Source organism: Photobacterium sp. HL06 (assembly GCF_059552575.1).
The window spans coordinates 3,766,347-3,783,998 of record NZ_CM183914.1 but is presented as its reverse complement, the minus strand read 5'-3'; the positions used below and the strand labels follow the sequence as shown (position 1 = coordinate 3,783,998).

Below are 17,652 nucleotides of genomic sequence, written 5' to 3'. Positions count from 1 at the left end.
GACAATGTTGATTAAGTCTTATAATTTAAAAGCCGCGGCAGTTGCTGCGGCTTTATCATATTCATTTGCATCACATGCCGATGGCTGGCCGACCTGGGAACCTGAAACGGCGGCCGTGCCGTTTATTTTCTCGACAGATTCGATGGGGCTATCAGTTGGTATGGCCGGGGTACTGAAAGGGGCTGGGCAGCCCCAGGCCGCTTTGCTGGGGGCCGGGTTGGTATCGGACAAAGGTACCTGGATTACTTATCTGGGAGCAAGCAACTATACCTTCAGCAAAAATAGCCGCTGGCTGTTTGGTGCCGAGTTGTATTCGGCCGAATTCAAGCAGTTTGACTACTACCTTGGTGATGCGACCAGCAATGACTCGGTGGCTGACGACGCCACTGTCGCAGATGCCGGAGAAAGCCAGTACCGCCTGTCTGCCCGCTATATTTTGCCGCTTGGCGCCGCTGAAACACAGGGACTAAAAGCGGCATTAAGGCCCAATCGTCCGGTTTCAGGCAATGCGCCTTGGAATAGCGGGGTGTCATCAATCGAGTTCAGGCCATTTTACCAGAGCCGGGAATTTTCCAGTCTAGAGACAGGCGCGGCACAAGAATTTAGCGAAGCGGAAAGCGTCTGGGGGCTGGAAACCCGTTTTGACTGGGATAACCGTAATAACAGCCGTAATCCAACCAAGGGCAGCCGTAGCCAGTTTGGGGTGACCTATGATCCGGGGAGTTCAGATCATGCCAGCTGGTGGAAGTGGGAGCTGAGCCAGAGCTGGTTCTGGGATATCGGTGCCTTGGGTGAGGTGATTGATCAGCAGGTGCTGGCATTTAATGTATACACTGGCGACACCCCAAGCTGGAACAGCAAGGAAAGCGTCAATGGTGTTGAAACGTTCCGTCGGCCTCCGGCGTATGCTGGAACCCGGCTAGGCGGACTGTATCGCCTGCGAAGCTTCCAGAGCGGCCGTTTTGTCGATCGTGCCGCCCTGAGCTACAGCATGGAGTACCGAGTCTTGCCAGACTGGCAACCACTCAGCGACTGGCCGGTGTTTAACTGGTATGACGTACCATGGTGGCAGTGGGTGGCCTTTGCCGATGTTGGACGGGTTGCTGAGGAGTACGATCTGGCAGAGTTGCACCGGGACATGAAATGGAGCGCCGGTGGGGTGATCCGTTTTCAGGTCGAAGGTATTGTTGTTCGTACAGAAATGGCCTGGGGCAGCGAGGACAGCTTGTTCCGGGTGATGATCAACCAACCTTTCTAACCAGCTTGCAGCGCACAGGAGGCGCATCTATGCTGCGCATAGGAAGCGAGTGCGCTGCGCTTCCCGTTTCTATTCACCCTGGATCGTCACCACGATCCGGCGACTCCCGCCATGATAGCGATGCTCACCTAAATAGATCCCCTGCCAGGTCCCGAGCGCCAAACGCCCCTGCGAAATAGGTATGGTAATGCTGTTACCTAGGGTCGAGGCCTTGATATGGGCTGGCATGTCATCATCACCTTCATAGGTATGCTGGTAGTAAGCCGCCCGCTCTGGGACAAACTGATTGAAATGGGACTCCATATCGCTGCGTACGGTGGGATCAGCATTCTCATTGATAGTCAGGCTGGCAGAGGTATGCTGGATAAAGCAGTGAGCCAGGCCGACATGGTATTGATGAAGCTCCGGAATTTGTTGTTCAATTTCATCGGTTATAAGGTGAAACCCCCGACGTCTTGGTTTGAGCTGAATGGTCTTCTGGAACCACATAGTATTTGCCTCATTGTTATCATATTGCTGCAATCTTAGATGATTACTGTACTCATCTGGGAATTTTCAGTCTATTATTTACTCTTGATTTTCGTGACCTGACTCAATGAAGGTAGAGGCGGCTTCGCGTCATAATCTGTCATAAGTCGTAAAATTACAAAAATATAGCCTACCAAGCTGGTTGCGCTAAAATTGACAACATTCACAAATATCGGGGATCCATGGCTGGGATGATACTGACTCGGTCAATGGATTAAGAAATTACAATATCAGGAACTTCACCATGTTGAAAAACATCAACCCAACGCATACTCAGGCGTGGAAAGCACTGACTGCCCATTTTGAAGATGCACAGGATCTTCAGCTGAGCGAACTGTTTGCACAAGACAGCGAGCGTTTTGCCAAGTTCTCGGCAAACTTTGGCTCAGACATTCTGCTTGATTACTCTAAGAACTTAATCACCGAAGAAACGATGAGCAAGCTACTTGCTTTGGCAGAGCAGACTGAACTAAAAGCAGCGATTGCTGATCTGTTCAGCGGTGACAAAATCAACCAGACAGAAGGCCGTGCAGTCTTGCACTCAGCACTTCGTAACCGCAGCAACACGCCGGTAATGGTTGACGGTGAAGATGTGATGCCAAAAGTGAATGCAGTACTGGAGAAGATGAAAGGCTTCACTGCGCGCATCGTTGACGGCGACTGGAAAGGCTACACCGGAAAAGAGATCACCGATGTGGTCAATATCGGAATTGGCGGCTCGGACCTTGGCCCTTACATGGTGACTGAAGCTCTGGCACCATACAAAACCCGCCTGAACATGCACTTCGTCTCAAATGTTGACGGCACACATATTGCTGAAACACTAAAAGCACTTAACCCGGAAACAACCCTGTTCCTGATCGCCTCTAAGACGTTCACGACCCAGGAAACCATGACCAATGCACACTCTGCACGTGATTGGTTCCTGGCAACAGCCCAAGATCAGGCACACGTTGCCAAGCATTTTGCTGCGCTTTCTACCAATGCGCCATCAGTGGCTGACTTCGGTATCGATACTGACAACATGTTCGAGTTCTGGGACTGGGTCGGCGGTCGCTACTCTCTATGTTCTGCGATTGGCCTGTCTATCAGCCTGTCTATTGGCTTCGATAACTTTGTTGAGCTGCTTGACGGTGCCCACGCAATGGACAAGCATTTCGCAGAAGCCCCTCTGGAAGAAAACCTACCGGTTATCCTGGCGCTTATCGGCATTTGGTATAACAACTTCCACGGTGCAGAATCTGAAGCTATCTTGCCGTATGATCAGTACCTGCATCGTTTTGCTGCCTACTTCCAGCAAGGCAATATGGAATCCAATGGTAAGTGTGTAGACCGTGGCGGCAACCCGATTGACTACCAAACTGGCCCAATTATCTGGGGCGAACCAGGTACCAACGGTCAGCACGCGTTCTACCAGCTGATCCACCAGGGCACCAAGTTGATCCCATGTGACTTCATTGCCCCAGCTATCAGCCACAACCCACTCAGCGATCACCACCCTAAGTTGATGGCGAACTTTTTTGCGCAAACTGAAGCGCTGGCATTTGGTAAAACCAAAGACCAAGTGGAAGCGGAATTCGTTGCAGCAGGTAAAACGCTGGATGAAGTGAAAGAGCTGGTTCCGTTCAAAGTGTTCGACGGCAACCGTCCAACCAACTCAATCTTGGTTAAGCAGGTAACGCCTTCGGTACTGGGTTCGTTGATTGCACTGTACGAGCAGAAGATTTTCACTCAGGGTGTTATCTGGAATATCTTCAGTTTTGATCAGTGGGGCGTTGAGCTGGGCAAACAGCTAGCGAACAATATCTTGCCAGAGTTGAACAATGCTGATGCGATAGCCAGCCATGACAGCTCTACCAATGGCCTGATCAATGCATTTAAACAGTGGCGTAGCTAAGCCGCCGATTGCTTAATGATGTATAAAAAACGCCGCTATGCGGCGTTTTTTTCATTCTGAGGTATAAAACGCTCAGCAGAATCAAGAAAGCGCGACAACTTCGCTTGCTTGTGGACCTTTCTGACCATCTGTCACGATAAACTCAACACTTTGGCCTTCTTGAAGAGTGCGACGGCCTTGAGCCTGAATAGCACTAAAGTGAACGAATACATCTTTGCCATCAGCACCAGAAATAAAGCCAAAGCCTTTTTCATCGTTAAACCATTTTACGGTTCCAGTCAGTTTGTTCATGTTACGATCTTTCCTTTGAATGAGGGTAGTTCCTTGCCAAGCCGAGGGTAGCCAGCAAAATTTCACGCTGAAAAACAGGAACAATAAGTGTGTTGATGCTTATTCAGCATATCCAGTCTAGACCGAATATGTGGCAGGTGGTAGTTTTTTATCTGGGATTTGTGGCAACTTCACAGAAATTTCAAAGTGATAGTTAACTTAATGCAGGAAGGGAGGAATCGCCAGCCAGAGAGCTCTGGCTGGGGCGATTGACAGGTAATGTAGCGATGACTAGCCGTCAAAGCAGATCTCAATAAATGCCTTACCATACTCGGAATCGAACGGCATGATAATAATGGCACCGTCGCACTTATGGGTGATGGTATGGCCGCGACCGGAGACCACCGCGGGTGTGGCCATCTCAAAATCATAGCCTCTGTCTGCCAGGATGCGTTTAGCACCTCCGGTGACCATGTTGGTGATTTCACCAACCATATCAGTGACTTCTTCATTGATACCGTTTGGTTTTTCACCCAACATTCGGTGCATGATTTCCAGCGCCAGGGGCTCATCAAAGGTGATCGACATCGAGCCCTTGGTTTGGGGGCCAATCATGCCAATCAGGCCTGATACATCACCGCGAGCAACTTCATCTTTCTTTACTCGAGGTTTTTGTGGTGCTAGCTCCATCGACGCCATGGTCTTTAAAACATTCAGAAGTGAAGCTAGAAAAGGGTTTACGAATTCTGCGCGCATAATCTGATAATGACTGTATTAGTAAATTTAAGAGTTACTGCTTGCTGTTCTGACATTCATGACAAATGCCGTGGCTTTCCACAACATGATTCGAAATCTGGAAGCCGTGCTTTTCTGCCTTTTGGCGCAGTAGTTTAGCCAGTTCATCATCATGGCATTCTTCGACAGTACCACACTCGTCACAAATAAGCAGCTGAGAGCAGTGGTCGGCATGTCCGAGTACACAACAGGCGATATAGCTGTTGGTTGACTCGACCTTATGCACAAAACCTTGAGCTAATAGGAAATCAAGAGCTCGGTATACCGTCGGTGGCTTCGCTTGTGGTTCGGTTTCCCTGAGAAGATCCAGCAGCTCATAGGCGCTGATCGAGCTATGGTGCTCAATGATTATCTCAAGTACTTTCAGCCTTTGAGGTGTCAGCCTTACTCCTCGTTGCTCGCAAATCTGTTGTGCTTTCGTCAGCAGTTGCGTTTGATTTGCCATATAACCTCAAAAAACAGCGATAAGTCCAATAGTCTATCATAGCATTTGGCAAACGTACCTTAGTTCCCTTAATTCCAAAGAAATAGGTCAGAGAATTCGTGTGCCTGATCACGTCAATTAAACTGAAAATCGTGGCGAGGAGTAAATAGTGACAGGTCGTAGCATGCGGATGCTCCCTTTGAGCATGGATCTCTTGATTTTAAGTGAACCCTGTACACCTTTATTGAACAAGTTCAGGTAAAAGCAGAACAAGGCTAAAGGCTCTAATGAGCCATGGCTTTAAGTTATTGATTTCTCTATCACGTACAGCCTGTACAGCTTTTTGATTATTATGTTCCTAAAGCTTGATAAGCTGTACGCTCTTATTTTGACCTCGCGTTAACTCCTTTATTTTCATGCTGTTATATTAAATATAAAAAGAGCTATGATGTTACTTTTACTTTTTTGAAAAGCTTTTGGCCTATGGGGAGCATAATAAAGAATGGCTGGTTGAATTGATAACAGAGCAGGAGCCGCTACACTGGTGCGGATATCGTGAGTGATGGGTTTGAGCATCATAGGGCATAGCTGCAGGGATCAAAATGACAGAGCATTTTATTGGTAAGTATGAAGTGGAATATAAGTACCGGGTTGAAGCACATGAGGGGCTATTACAGCGCCTGCGATTGCTTGGGGCTTCAGAGTTTGTAGTCAATAACCGGGAGCAAGATACCTACTTCGATATGGCGGGGAGCACTCTGGCACAGCAGAATATCAGCATGAGTGTACGTAGCATGGAGCCTTCCGGGATTAAGTTATGGATTGTGAAAGGTCCGGGTGATGATCGCTGTGAAGCGGTGAAGGTGGAGTCTGTTGAGAAAACGCACAGTATGCTCCGGACATTGGGCTATCAGGTTGGATTCAAGATAGAAAAGACTCGCAGTATTTACTTCCTTGAGCAGTTCCATATCACCCTGGATGAGGTTAGTGAACTTGGGTATTTTGTTGAAATTGCGGTAATGACAGATGATCAAAAACAACTGGATGCATTGAGGGCTGGCTGCCTTGAGCTTGGCTGTAAGCTTGGATTAGGTAGTGCTGACATTGAACCTAGTTCTTACCGGCAGCTACTGGGCTATGCTTAACAAGCCGATTCAGGGAGTGTTTTTCTATATTGGTCGGTTCAGCAGCCTGCATAGGGGTGTACAGCTTTTTGCGGTAACCGAAGCAAAAAGATCCCTAGGTATTGGCTTGCACCTGGGCTCTATTGCTAATTCACTGATAGTTAAGTAAAAAATGACGTGTTCAGCTTTTTGGGTTGTTGGTGTTCAAAAGCTGTAACTGCTGTACATGAAGTGAAGGATTTATAAGTATTATTTATATATAACAGTGTTTTATGCTTGTTTTGTAATTTGCCTGCCATATTCTTTTTAGTCGAGTTTATTGGCCCGAAGGAGAGGCTGTGACATTGAGGAAACAGGGGCTGTCTTTGGTGTTTCATCTCCTAGTTCTGTTGGGCTGACGGCTGTTATGAGGTAGAATCCGCTCTCTTTAGTAAACAGCCGTTCAGAAATTCGGTTTCAAGCTTGGTAGCGTGCGCTGCTGAGGGAAGAGATCGGTTGCTCTATTTTGTTAATATTTGGCATCGCTAATCGTTGACATACCAGTAGCATTCAGAGACGGGGACATGGGTAAAATGAGGCTTTTTGATGTTAGATAGTGCTGTTGCCAACCGCGACGATTTACAACCAGAACCAACACTGAGTGCTGATTTTCCATCAGGCCGTTTTTCTGTTGCCCCCATGCTCGATTGGACAGATCGTCACTGCCGTTATTTTCACCGCCTGTTAAGTGAGAATGCGTTGTTGTACACCGAAATGGTGACTACAGGTGCGATTATTCACGGTAAGGCGGACTATCTGGCTTACAACGACGAAGAGCATCCGTTGGCGCTTCAGTTAGGTGGTTCAAATCCTGCTGACCTTGCCCATTGCGCCAAATTGGCCCAAGAGCGCGGCTATGATGAAATAAACCTGAATGTGGGTTGCCCATCGGATCGTGTTCAAAATGGCCGTTTCGGTGCCTGCCTGATGGGGGAAGCTGAGTTAGTGGCACAGTGTGTGGCAGCCATGCGCGAAGTGGTTGATATTCCGGTAACGGTGAAAACACGTATTGGTATTGATGAACAGGATTCCTACTCGTTCCTGACTGACTTTATTGGTACGGTCAGCGAGAAAGGCGGCTGTGATGATTTCACGATTCATGCGCGAAAAGCGTGGCTGAAGGGGTTGAGCCCAAAAGAGAACCGTGAAATCCCACCTCTGGATTACCCTCGCGTCTACCAGTTAAAACAAGATTTCCCGCACCTGACCATGGCGGTCAATGGTGGGGTAAAAACGCTGGCTGAAATTGAAGCGCACCTGGAACACCTTGATGGTGTGATGATTGGACGCGAAGCGTATCAGAACCCTTATATGATGGCCGAGCTTGATCAGCACCTGTTTGGCAGTGACAAGCCGGTGAAAAAACGTCGCGAGGTGGTTGAAGCGATGTACCCATATATTGAACGCCAGATGGCGAACGGCTCTTACCTAAACCACATCTCCCGCCATATGCTGGGCCTATTCCAGAACATGCCAGGTGCTCGCCAGTGGCGTCGTTATATTAGTGAGAATGCGCATAAGCCAGGAGCGGGTATCGAAGTGCTGCAGCAGGCTCTCGAAAAAATCCCTGCTCATCTAGATGTATAAGTAAGAGCTGTGTAAGTTATAGATGTATAATGAATGTGGTCTTTTTCACCATGATAAATGGTGAAAATAGCTAAATTTAAAAAGGCGTTGGCAGTTATCTGTCAGCGCCTTTTTGTTTATATGACTGAAAAATATAGCTTTAGTTATTTTTCTTTCAATTGGCCTAGTTTGTGCAATCGTTAATACAAGATCAAAACAAAAGGGTCATAAGATGATTGAATTATTATTTTTACTGTCATTTGCTGTGGTGCTGATATTCACCGGTGTGAGCTTGGTGGGAATGGCTTTCGCTGTATTGGCTGGGTTTGTGGTGATGGCACTGGCTGGCATGGTTGGGATAATGTTCAAGCTCCTGCCTTGGCTTATTCTGATTGCGGTGGTGGTTTGGTTGTATCGCGGAAAAAAGGCCGGGCGGCATCATCACCGTGATCGCTATCACCGCCGCTAATAACTTAAGCTAGATAAATGGCTTTGTATTATGGATTAGTGTCTAGCTTTTGTACTGAAAATAGTAGTGGTGATAAGGAAGTACAGTTTTTTTGTACAGCATCTGGTATAGTTTGGCCGATTATGAACATTCTAATAAGAGCGGAGACTCGGCATGAATAAATTGGCTATTTCTGCTGTGGCAGCTGCGGTTGCTTTTGCAGCAGCAGTTCCTGCGCAGGCAGCGATGCTTCTTGGCGTAAAAGCAGGTGCGGATGCATGGTTTGCAGATGCAAAAATTAACGACTCTCGTAGTGACAACGGTGACGATACCCACTTCTCGTATCATGTTGCCTTTGAGCACTTTATTCCACTAGTGCCGAATTTCCGTCTGCGCTATGCAGATGTTGATGCTGGTTCGGTATCATTTGGCCAGACTGATTACACGGCCTACTATGAGATCTTAGATAACGACGCGATTGCTTTTGATGTGGGTATTACGCTGTCTAAGTTCAATGCCGGTAAATTTGTAGGCGAGAGCTTTAGCGAATGGCAGCCAAACCTATACGGTAATGTTGAGGTTGGTATTCCGATGACGCCGGTATCTTTCTTTGGCGATCTGAATATGGGCAACTACGACAGTACGAACACGGTCGACGGCCAGGCGGGTGTGAAGTGGTCACTGCCTTTGATTGCTGCTGATCTGAACCTTCGTGCGGGCTACCGAGTGATGGATTATGAGTTTGATTTTATCAAGCAAACAGACGGCAATGTGAAGTTAGACGGTTGGTTTGCCGGTCTAGAACTCGACTTCTAAGCCTTTGTTCACAGAGCCAGATTGTAAAAGCCACGATTTATCGTGGCTTTTTTGTTGCCTGTTTCTGCTTTTCTGTACCATTTTTAATAATGATACAGCAGTCAGGAAGTGGGTAAATGACATTAACTGAACTACAGCAACTATATGCCAATAGCGATATTGTGGAAGCGGTTATCGAGCCTTCGATTCAGGCCAACGGCTGGATTGTTGAGTTTCGCCATCGCCGTGGTGGATTCGTGCCGTTGACTGACGGTGCCGGCAGTGAAAAGTGCTACCGTGACATTGATACTGCTACGGAACGGGCCTTTGAAGTGGGTTTTCATCAGGTGCGTATAGCCGATACTTTTTAGCTAGAAGCGTGACAATCCGGCTTAATACCCGATTAAGCCGCCTTTCTTTTGCCTTTCAACCTTACTAAAAGTTATAAAACATTCTTATCTATTCTTTCTTGTTATTTCCTTGAGTAGCTAATCTAACACTACGCAATGTATAGGGATCGTCGTGTCATGTTACTTAAGGAACTCTCGGCCATAGCCAGCCCACTCAATGATCAGCAAATAGGTCAACTGCAGCAGGCCGCTGCAGAATTATCGCCACAGCAAATGGCGTGGATCAGTGGTTATTTTTGGGGGCTAAGCCAAACTCAGCCAGCAGGCCAACAGCAACCTGCTCAACAACTTGCAGCGGCTGCCCAGCCAGCAGGCAAGCTAACCATTATTCATGCTTCTCAAACGGGAAATGCCAAAGGTGTCGCTGAAACACTGAAAGGTGAAGCAGAGGCTGCCGGTATTGCTGTCGAGCTATTTGCCGCCGGTGACTACAAAGGCAAAAATTTAGCGAAAGAAACCCATGTGGTTATTGTTGCCTCTACTCATGGTGAGGGTGAAGCGCCAGATGATGCTATTGAGTTGCATGAATTCTTACAATCGAAGAAAGCCCCGAAGCTGCCGAATTTAAAATATGCAGTTATTGGCCTCGGTGATTCTAGTTATGAGTTCTTCTGCCAGACAGCAAAAGATTTCGATAGCTATCTAAGCCGCCTGGGTGGTGAATCGATGCTGGAGCGTCTTGACTGTGATGTCGACTATGAAGCGCCAGCCGCTGAGTGGCGAGCCAAGGCCCTGGATAAGGTAAAAGAAACCTTATCAACCGGGGAAGCTGAAGTCGTTCAGCTGCCTGTTGCGAATGCCCAGCAAGCTGTTTCGCAATATTCAAAGCAAAACCCTTATCCGGCGACGCTGCTGACGAGCCAGAAGATCACCGGGCGCCGCTCTGGTAAAGATGTCCGTCATATAGAAATCGATCTTGAAGGCTCCGGGCTGACTTACCAGCCGGGGGATGCGCTTGGAGTCTGGTATGAAAATGATCCGGCTCTGGCAGAAGCCCTGGCGGTACGTGTTGGACTGGATGGTACTGAAAGTGTCGAAGTTGACGGGGAAGCCCTGACGCTGAAACAGGCTCTGATCAGCAAGTATGAAATTACTGCGGCGAATCCGCAGCTGGTGACGAAGTTTGCTGAGCTTTCTGGCAGTAAAAAGTTGGAAAAATTGGTCGCTGACAAAGACAAGCTACGCAGTTATGCCGGCCAAACTCAGGTTATTGATGTCCTTGCAGAAAAGAAAACCAAGCTCAGTGCTGATCAGCTGATAGGGTTGCTGCGCCGTTTGACACCGCGTCTGTATTCAATTGCTTCCAGTCAGGAAGAAGTCGGCGAGGAAGTCCACTTAACTGTTGGTGTGGTTGAGTTTGATAGTGGTGACGAAACCCGACAGGGTGGAGCCTCTAGTCACCTGTCGTATCGCCTGGAAGAAGGGGATAGCGTCAAGGTGTTTGTTGAGGGCAATAATCACTTCAAATTGCCAGCTGATGACAATACTCCGGTGATCATGGTTGGCCCGGGTACCGGTATTGCCCCATTCCGAGCTTTTGTCCAGGAACGGGATAACCGAGAAGCAGAAGGTAAGAACTGGCTATTCTTTGGCGACCGTACCTTTACCGAAGATTTCCTGTATCAGGTTGAGTGGCAGAAGTACCTGAAATCGGGAGCCGTGACTCAGTTGGACGTGGCCTTTAGCCGCGATCAGGTAGAAAAGGTGTATGTCCAGCATCGACTTCTTGAGCATGCTGCCCAGGTCTGGCAGTGGCTACAGGATGGCGCACATGTCTATGTCTGCGGTGATGCCAACCATATGGCCAAAGATGTGCACGAGGCCCTAATCACCATAGCTGAGCAACAAGGTCAACAAAGCCGTGAGCAGGCAGAGCAGTATCTCACCGAGCTGCGTAAGAACAAGCGTTATCAAAGGGATGTGTACTAATGAGCGATCAAAAATTATCAGATAACGAACGCCTGAAGCGGGAAAGCAACTTCTTGCGCGGCACCATCGAGGACGATTTGAAAGATCGCATCACCGGTGGGTTTACGGCAGATAACTTCCAGTTGATCCGCTTTCATGGTATGTACCAGCAAGATGACCGCGATATCCGCGCCGAACGTGCCAAGCAGAAACTGGAGCCGTTGCAAAATGTGATGCTGCGTGCCCGGATGCCGGGGGGGGTGATTACGCCGAAGCAGTGGCTGGCGATCGACAAGTTTGCCGAAGAGCACAGCCTGTATGGCAGTATCCGTTTAACGACGCGCCAGACGTTTCAGTTTCACGGTGTATTGAAGCCAAACATTAAGTTGATGCACCAGACGCTAAATAAGATTGGTATTGATTCTATCGCAACCGCGGGTGACGTAAACCGTAACGTATTATGTACCACCAACCCGGTTGAATCTGAACTGCACCAAGAAGCCTATGAATGGGCAAAGAAGATCAGTGAGCACCTGCTGCCGAAAACACGCGCCTATGCTGAAATTTGGCTCGATGGTGATAAAGTCGAAACCACTGATGAAGAGCCGATCCTCGGTAGTACTTATCTGCCGCGTAAGTTCAAGACGACAGTGGTGATCCCGCCGCAGAATGACGTTGATGTGCACGCTAATGACTTGAACTTTGTCGCGATTGCCGAACAAGGCAAGCTGATCGGCTTTAATGTACTGGTTGGCGGCGGTTTGGCGATGACCCACGGTGACAAGTCAACCTATCCGCGTCGTGCCGATGATTTTGGTTTTGTCCCATTGGATAAAACACTGGACGTTGCCGCTGCGGTCGTGACAACCCAGCGAGATTGGGGTAACCGCTCTAACCGTAAGAATGCTAAGACTAAGTACACCCTAGATCGCGTGGGTAGCGATGTATTTAAGGCTGAGGTCGAGAAACGTGCGGGGATCGCGTTTGCTGATAGCCGCCCATATGAGTTCACCGACCGTGGTGACCGTATTGGCTGGGTAGAAGGTATTGATGGTAAGCACCACCTGGCGCTGTTTATCGAAAATGGTCGTTTGCTGGATTATCCGGGTAAGCCGCTGAAAACGGGTGTGGCTGAAATTGCCAAAGTCCATAAGGGTGACTTCCGTATGACAGCCAACCAGAATTTGATTGTGGCTGGGGTGGCTGCGAAGGATAAGAGTAGGATCGAAAAGATCGCACGCGATCATGGTCTGATCGACGACGGTGTCAGTGAGCAGCGTAAAAATTCTATGGCGTGTGTTGCCTTTCCAACCTGTCCATTAGCCATGGCTGAAGCCGAGCGTTTCTTGCCTGAGTTTGTGACCGACGTTGAAGGCGTACTAGAGAAGCACGGTTTAGCCGAAGACGACAATATTATTCTGCGCGTTACGGGCTGTCCAAATGGTTGTGGCCGGGCAATGCTGGCAGAAATTGGCTTGGTCGGTAAGGCGCCGGGGCGCTATAACTTCCACCTTGGCGGTAACCGAAGTGGTACCCGGGTGCCAAAAATGTACCGGGAAAACATTACCGTCGCCCAGATCATGGAAGAGATTGATTCACTGGTGGGACGTTGGGCACAAGAGCGCGAAGACGGTGAAGCCTTTGGCGATTTCACGATACGTGCCGGGATCATTGAGCCGGTGTTAGTCTCAAAGAGGGATTTTTATGCCTAAGTTAGCGTTAGCAGAGCTGCTTCAGAAAAATAAAGTGGAGCAGATCCTGCAGCTAGCGGAAATTAATGCAGAATTGGAGACCCTGACAGCCCAGGAAAGAGTTCGTTGGGCGTTAGAGAATCTGGACGGTGAATTTGCGCTGGCATCAAGTTTTGGGATCCAATCAGCCGTTATGCTGCATCTGGTGACTCAGGAAAAACCTGATGTACCTGTGATCTTGACGGATACGGGCTATTTATTTCCGGAAACCTATCAGTTTATTGACCAGCTGACCGAACGCCTGTCGCTGAATCTGTATGTGTACCGATCAGAGGTGAGTACAGCCTGGCAGGAAGCTCGATTTGGTCAGTTATGGGAGCAAGGGGTTGATGGGATCAAGCAATACAACCGCCTGAACAAGGTGGAACCCATGCGCCGTGCATTGGATGAGCTCAATGTCGGCAGTTGGTTTTCGGGGTTGCGCCGGGAGCAATCTGATACCCGAGCGACGTTGCCGATACTGGCTATTCAAAATGGCTTGTTTAAATTTTTGCCATTGATCGACTGGAGCAACAAAGATATTCATCAGTATTTGACTCAGTATGACTTACCCTATCACCCGTTGTGGGAGCAAGGTTATTTATCTGTTGGTGATACCCATACGACCCGCAAATGGGAGCCAGGAATGAAAGAAGAGGAAACCCGCTTCTTTGGTCTTAAGCGAGAGTGTGGGCTGCATGAAGATGATGCGGAGTCCGATGGTTCGGGTATTTGATCTGACTGTTTTGGGCTAGGCAAGATCTCTGAAAATAAAAACCTTATCTGTTTTTGCCCAATAGGCAGCCAGATAAGGTTTTTTTATGAACATTGTGATCTTTACTTCAGCTTGCTGTTTTTGTTAAATATTTTACCTTACCCTGACAGGGGGAGGTGTCTTTCCCTATATCCTCGCGGCCGAAATGGGTTAGCTGGTAGGGCTCCACACTTTCCCTAAGGCATCCATGAGCCCGGCACTGGCTCCCTGATCACCAAGGAACTGCATTACAACGGGAATAAACTGGCTGACCATGCTGGCATCCATACCGAGTGCAGAGAACACCTGGTTAATCGTATCTATATTGGACATCATCCCGCTTAAACCTGGTGGAATAGCTGCGTTGAGGGCATCCCCTCCGGGGATCATTTTGCTTAATTCGCTCGCTTGATCGCCACTGAGCTGACTTGATGCCAGTGACAGCAGGGCACCAGCGCCTCCTGCGGCTTGCTCCGATGTGACGCCAAGTTGGCTACTGAGTATGTCTGTTAAGGGATTGGATGTAGTTGCTGCGGCTTGCTTGTCATCATCACCGCCGCCGAAAAGATCTGATAGGCTAAAAGCAAAGCTGGTGGTTGAGAACACTAAGCTGAAAAAAAGAGTAGCGAGTGCAAGTAAGTGACCGATTGTAGATGGTTTATATACCATGGCATCCTCCTATGATTAACGTTATAAGCGTAGTGGGGAATGCGGTGTAGCTACCAAATTAAATTAAAAAAATATGTTTTACTTAGATGGGCTGTATGCTGGGGTTCGGTGTTTGGTAGGATAAAAAAACGGTGCCAAGGCACCGTTTTAGATGTTCTGTGTAGCCAAAGGAGGCTTACAGGATGTCTAGTAGTTCAACTTCGAATACTAGTGCTGCGTATGGAGGGATAGCAGCACCTGCGCCGCGCTCGCCATAAGCAAGATCTTGAGGGATGTATAGCTTCCACTTAGAGCCAACAGGCATCATCTGTAGAGCTTCAACCCAACCAGCGATAACGCCAGTTACTGGGAATTCTGCAGGCTGACCGCGAGATACAGAGCTGTCGAATACAGTTCCGTCAGTTAGCTCGCCGTGGTAGTGAACACGTACTTGCTTGTCTGAAGTTGGGATTTCGCCGTTACCTTCAACAAGAACTTCGTACTGAAGACCAGATTCAGTCACTGTTACTTCAGAGCGTAGTGCGTTATCTTTTAGGAAAGCTTCACCGTCAGCTGCTGCCACTTTAGCTTGCTCTTGACGAGCCGCTTCTGCACGAGTGTGGATGTCACGTAGTGCATTGTTGATTTCGTCAACTTCGATTTCTGGCATTTCGCCAGTTAGTGAAGTTGCGATACCTTTAGCGATAGCAGCAACGTTCAGGCCTTCAAGACCGCTTTGTGCTAGTTGTTGGCCCATTTGTAGACCGATACCGTAGCTTGCTTTAGTTTCAACTGTATCTAGTTTAACGTCAGACATGATGTCATCTCTTAATGTAGAGTGAATTAAAGCAGGCAGGATAACAGTTTCGACCCCAAGGGGTAAACTTTTGTGACAAGATGTCGTTTGATAGCGTGAGTTGAGAGCGCCGGAGTGTTGAATATGGGACAGGCCAGACGCCGTTCAAATAAAAAAAGTGAGTTTAAACTTCCCCGTTTTTCCTTTAACAAGGATAGCTTGCATATCAATTATGATCTGTTGAAAGCCAAGCTGGAGCCTCTGAAGGCTAAATGGTTGGCCTTGCCATCCCTGCACCGCAGAGCGCTTGCAGTGTTGCTCCCTGTCGTTGGGCTATTGATGCTGTTACCGGCCAGTGAACAGCCGTTGACGGTAGCATCCGGAGAGCCTGAGCGACGCGAACTGGCGTTAAATCTTGATGATGGCCAGGGCACCCCTCCTCCGGTTGGACAGCGCGCCGAACCACTATCGCCTAAACGTCCTGCCACAACAACTGCCCAAGAACCTGCCTCCCCGGATCGTGAACAGCAGGTTGAAATATTGCCACCAGAAAAGCAATGGCAAAAATACCAGGTACAGCAGGGTGAAACGCTTGCCGCTATTTTCCGTGAACAGTCGTTACCTTTAACTGACCTCTATGCGGTTGCGGCTATTGAAGGCAAAGGCAAGCCGCTTAGCCGGATCAAAGCCGGCCAATGGCTGCGCTATAAGCAGACGGCAAAAGGCGGGCTGGATGCATTGCAGATTGAAAGTCGTAGCGGTGAGCCTGTGATGTTTTTCCGCCGCTCTGACGGTAGCTTCGTCCGAAGCCAATAATTGACAGAGAAAAGGCCGCTAAGCGGCCTTTTTTTCGATTGTTGCGTCGCCGTGGCCTGAGGGAGTCAAACGGCCCTTTCTTGGTAGAGGGAGCATCGGCAGTACGATCAGTATGATCCCCATGCTTGTCAATAGGTCCGGGGTTTCATCAAACCCAATGATGCCCAGCAGGGTGACAAAAATCAGTCCGGAGTACTCAATCAACCCAAGCTGACAGGTTTCGGCACGCCGGTAGGCGGCAACACCACAGCCATGGTACCCAAGGGTAAACAGTGCGCTGGCAGCAATGAGTAGTAATTCTATGGAGGTCATTGGCTGCCAGAATAGAGCTGCGAGAACTCCCGCAAGAGGCAATGAGAATACCCCGGTCCAGAACAGGGTGCTGATCACGGGTTGCTGCTCCGGCAGTTTTCTGACCAGGACGTTATACAATGCCAGGGTGAAAGCGCAGCCTAGTGCGGCCATCGCGGCCCAGTGGAACTGATCTGGCCTGAGCACCAACAAAACCCCACAAAAGCCAATGATGGTTGCCTGTACTTTCTGCCGTTCCGGCTTTTCTTTAAGTAGCCAGGCTGATAATGGCAGCATCAGAAGCGGGGCCGCGTAAAAAAGTGCATTGGCAGTCGCCAGGGGTAGCCAGGTCAGGGCGACCATGACAAACCCGCTACCGGCGAGCACCAGATGTGACCGGATCAAGGTAATACCGCGGTTGCCGATTGCCTGTTGCTGCGGTGTCAATTTTAGCCATAGCGGAAATAGCAGCAAGACACTGATCAGTTGGCGGATGAACATATACTGAAAGGCACTGACGCCACCATCGAGTAACTTCACCGCCACATCGGAAAATGATGAGGACAGGTTGCCCAGTAGCAGCAGTAACGCCCCGATGGCAAAGGGGGAAAGCTTACTCACACATGATGCCTTTACTCAACCTCATATCGACATGCGGAATACCATCCTCCAGGTACTCTGCGGAAATCGCTTCAAAGCCGTAGCGGCCATAATAGTGTTGTAGGTGAGACTGGGCACCGATATCGATGGTGTGATCTGGCCATAGGCGTTCGGCGTGTTCAAGCCCTAGCATGAGCAGTTCATGGCCGGCTCCTGTCCCCCGGGCATTGGCAGCGGTCAGCACGCGGCCGATACTGGTATTGGCATAGGTAGTGCCCGGAGGTAGCAGCCTCAGGTAGGCAACGATCTCGTCATTTTGGTACCCCAGCAAATGATGGGTACCTGCTTGGCGATCACAGTTATCCAGCTCGGGATAGGGGCAGTTCTGCTCGACCACAAAGACATCCACCCTGAGCTTGAGCAAGTCATAAAGCTGGTGGGTGGTGAGTTGTTCAAAAGGCAGGCATTGCCATTGCATCGTATTCTCCTTGATTGATACTGGATTGATAGCTGCAGGTTAATCTCAGTGCGCTCGTCTGGCATTAACGAATGTTA

The 17,652-nt window shown here is 48.9% G+C and carries 19 protein-coding genes; 11 read left to right on the top strand and 8 right to left on the bottom strand.

The genetic code is table 11. The features are described 5' to 3' along the window. The first annotated feature begins 10 nt into the window (after positions 1–10). Entirely contained in the window at positions 11–1,258 is a 1,248-nt protein-coding gene (locus AC51G0_RS17015) for a BamA/TamA family outer membrane protein (RefSeq protein WP_496301996.1), read from the top strand. Between the two features lie 69 nt (positions 1,259–1,327). Here the strand turns inward: AC51G0_RS17015 and AC51G0_RS17010 are convergent, their stop codons facing one another. Beyond that, positions 1,328–1,747 (bottom strand): secondary thiamine-phosphate synthase enzyme YjbQ, encoded by a 420-nt coding sequence (locus tag AC51G0_RS17010; protein ID WP_496299922.1) that lies wholly within the window; start codon positions 1,745–1,747, stop codon positions 1,328–1,330. 283 nt (positions 1,748–2,030) lie between these two features. Between AC51G0_RS17010 and pgi the strand changes: the two genes are divergently transcribed. Continuing rightward, positions 2,031–3,683: a glucose-6-phosphate isomerase gene (gene pgi, locus AC51G0_RS17005; protein ID WP_496299921.1), complete on the top strand. Its 1,653-nt coding sequence runs from the start codon at positions 2,031–2,033 to the stop codon at positions 3,681–3,683. Between the two features lie 81 nt (positions 3,684–3,764). Here pgi and AC51G0_RS17000 read toward each other — a convergent pair whose 3' ends face one another. From AC51G0_RS17000 to zur, 3 genes are all read right to left on the bottom strand, one after another. Next, on the bottom strand, positions 3,765–3,974 hold the full coding sequence (locus tag AC51G0_RS17000; protein ID WP_047875438.1) for a cold-shock protein: 210 nt from the start codon (positions 3,972–3,974) through the stop codon (positions 3,765–3,767). Positions 3,975–4,244: 270 nt separating this feature from the next. Then, on the bottom strand, positions 4,245–4,709 hold the full coding sequence (locus AC51G0_RS16995) for a chemotaxis protein CheX (RefSeq protein ID WP_496299920.1): 465 nt from the start codon (positions 4,707–4,709) through the stop codon (positions 4,245–4,247). Between the two features lie 34 nt (positions 4,710–4,743). Next, positions 4,744–5,193 carry a zinc uptake transcriptional repressor Zur gene (gene zur / locus AC51G0_RS16990; protein WP_496299919.1) on the bottom strand — a complete coding sequence of 150 codons (450 nt, stop codon included), beginning with the start codon at positions 5,191–5,193 and terminating at the stop codon, positions 4,744–4,746. Between the two features lie 581 nt (positions 5,194–5,774). Between zur and cyaB the strand changes: the two genes are divergently transcribed. From cyaB to AC51G0_RS16950, 8 genes are all read left to right on the top strand, one after another. Continuing rightward, positions 5,775–6,317, top strand: coding sequence for a class IV adenylate cyclase (gene cyaB / locus AC51G0_RS16985; RefSeq protein WP_496299918.1), 543 nt, complete (start codon positions 5,775–5,777; stop codon positions 6,315–6,317). A 657-nt stretch (positions 6,318–6,974) separates the two neighbouring features. After that, complete coding sequence (dusA, locus tag AC51G0_RS16980; RefSeq protein WP_496301995.1) at positions 6,975–7,922, top strand: tRNA dihydrouridine(20/20a) synthase DusA; 948 nt, start codon at positions 6,975–6,977, stop codon at positions 7,920–7,922. A gap of 211 nt (positions 7,923–8,133) precedes the next feature. After that, a complete protein-coding gene (gene pspG, locus AC51G0_RS16975; protein WP_496299917.1) occupies positions 8,134–8,370 on the top strand; it encodes an envelope stress response protein PspG in 237 nt (78 codons plus the stop codon). 153 nt (positions 8,371–8,523) lie between these two features. Beyond that, positions 8,524–9,165: a TIGR04219 family outer membrane beta-barrel protein gene (locus AC51G0_RS16970; RefSeq protein WP_496299916.1), complete on the top strand. Its 642-nt coding sequence runs from the start codon at positions 8,524–8,526 to the stop codon at positions 9,163–9,165. A gap of 116 nt (positions 9,166–9,281) precedes the next feature. Then, on the top strand, positions 9,282–9,515 hold the full coding sequence (locus AC51G0_RS16965; RefSeq protein ID WP_075767902.1) for a thymidylate kinase: 234 nt from the start codon (positions 9,282–9,284) through the stop codon (positions 9,513–9,515). Positions 9,516–9,671: 156 nt separating this feature from the next. Then, on the top strand, positions 9,672–11,483 hold the full coding sequence (locus AC51G0_RS16960; protein ID WP_496299915.1) for an assimilatory sulfite reductase (NADPH) flavoprotein subunit: 1,812 nt from the start codon (positions 9,672–9,674) through the stop codon (positions 11,481–11,483). After that, positions 11,483–13,174, top strand: a complete 1,692-nt coding sequence (gene cysI / locus AC51G0_RS16955) for an assimilatory sulfite reductase (NADPH) hemoprotein subunit (RefSeq protein WP_496299914.1) — start codon at positions 11,483–11,485, stop codon at positions 13,172–13,174. Before AC51G0_RS16960 ends, cysI begins: the two co-directional genes overlap by 1 nt. Beyond that, positions 13,167–13,928 carry a phosphoadenylyl-sulfate reductase gene (locus AC51G0_RS16950; RefSeq protein WP_496299913.1) on the top strand — a complete coding sequence of 254 codons (762 nt, stop codon included), beginning with the start codon at positions 13,167–13,169 and terminating at the stop codon, positions 13,926–13,928. Before cysI ends, AC51G0_RS16950 begins: the two co-directional genes overlap by 8 nt. Before the next feature lie 189 nt (positions 13,929–14,117). Here AC51G0_RS16950 and AC51G0_RS16945 read toward each other — a convergent pair whose 3' ends face one another. Together AC51G0_RS16945 and bamJ are read right to left on the bottom strand one after the other, a co-directional pair. Then, positions 14,118–14,615, bottom strand: coding sequence for a DUF2780 domain-containing protein (locus tag AC51G0_RS16945; RefSeq protein ID WP_496299912.1), 498 nt, complete (start codon positions 14,613–14,615; stop codon positions 14,118–14,120). A gap of 175 nt (positions 14,616–14,790) precedes the next feature. Then, a complete protein-coding gene (gene bamJ, locus AC51G0_RS16940) occupies positions 14,791–15,411 on the bottom strand; it encodes a BamJ family beta-barrel-assembly machinery protein (protein WP_496299911.1) in 621 nt (206 codons plus the stop codon). A 123-nt stretch (positions 15,412–15,534) separates the two neighbouring features. On the opposite strand from bamJ, the gene AC51G0_RS16935 reads away from it, so the two are divergent. Further along, positions 15,535–16,206 carry a LysM-like peptidoglycan-binding domain-containing protein gene (locus AC51G0_RS16935; RefSeq protein ID WP_496299910.1) on the top strand — a complete coding sequence of 224 codons (672 nt, stop codon included), beginning with the start codon at positions 15,535–15,537 and terminating at the stop codon, positions 16,204–16,206. 18 nt (positions 16,207–16,224) lie between these two features. Here the strand turns inward: AC51G0_RS16935 and AC51G0_RS16930 are convergent, their stop codons facing one another. Together AC51G0_RS16930 and AC51G0_RS16925 are read right to left on the bottom strand one after the other, a co-directional pair. Then, the gene (locus tag AC51G0_RS16930; protein WP_496299909.1) at positions 16,225–17,118 is read right to left on the bottom strand and encodes a DMT family transporter; all 894 of its coding nucleotides are present in this window, start codon (positions 17,116–17,118) and stop codon (positions 16,225–16,227) included. Continuing rightward, positions 17,111–17,575: a GNAT family N-acetyltransferase gene (locus AC51G0_RS16925; protein ID WP_496299908.1), complete on the bottom strand. Its 465-nt coding sequence runs from the start codon at positions 17,573–17,575 to the stop codon at positions 17,111–17,113. Before AC51G0_RS16925 ends, AC51G0_RS16930 begins: the two co-directional genes overlap by 8 nt. Positions 17,576–17,652: the final 77 nt, after the last annotated feature.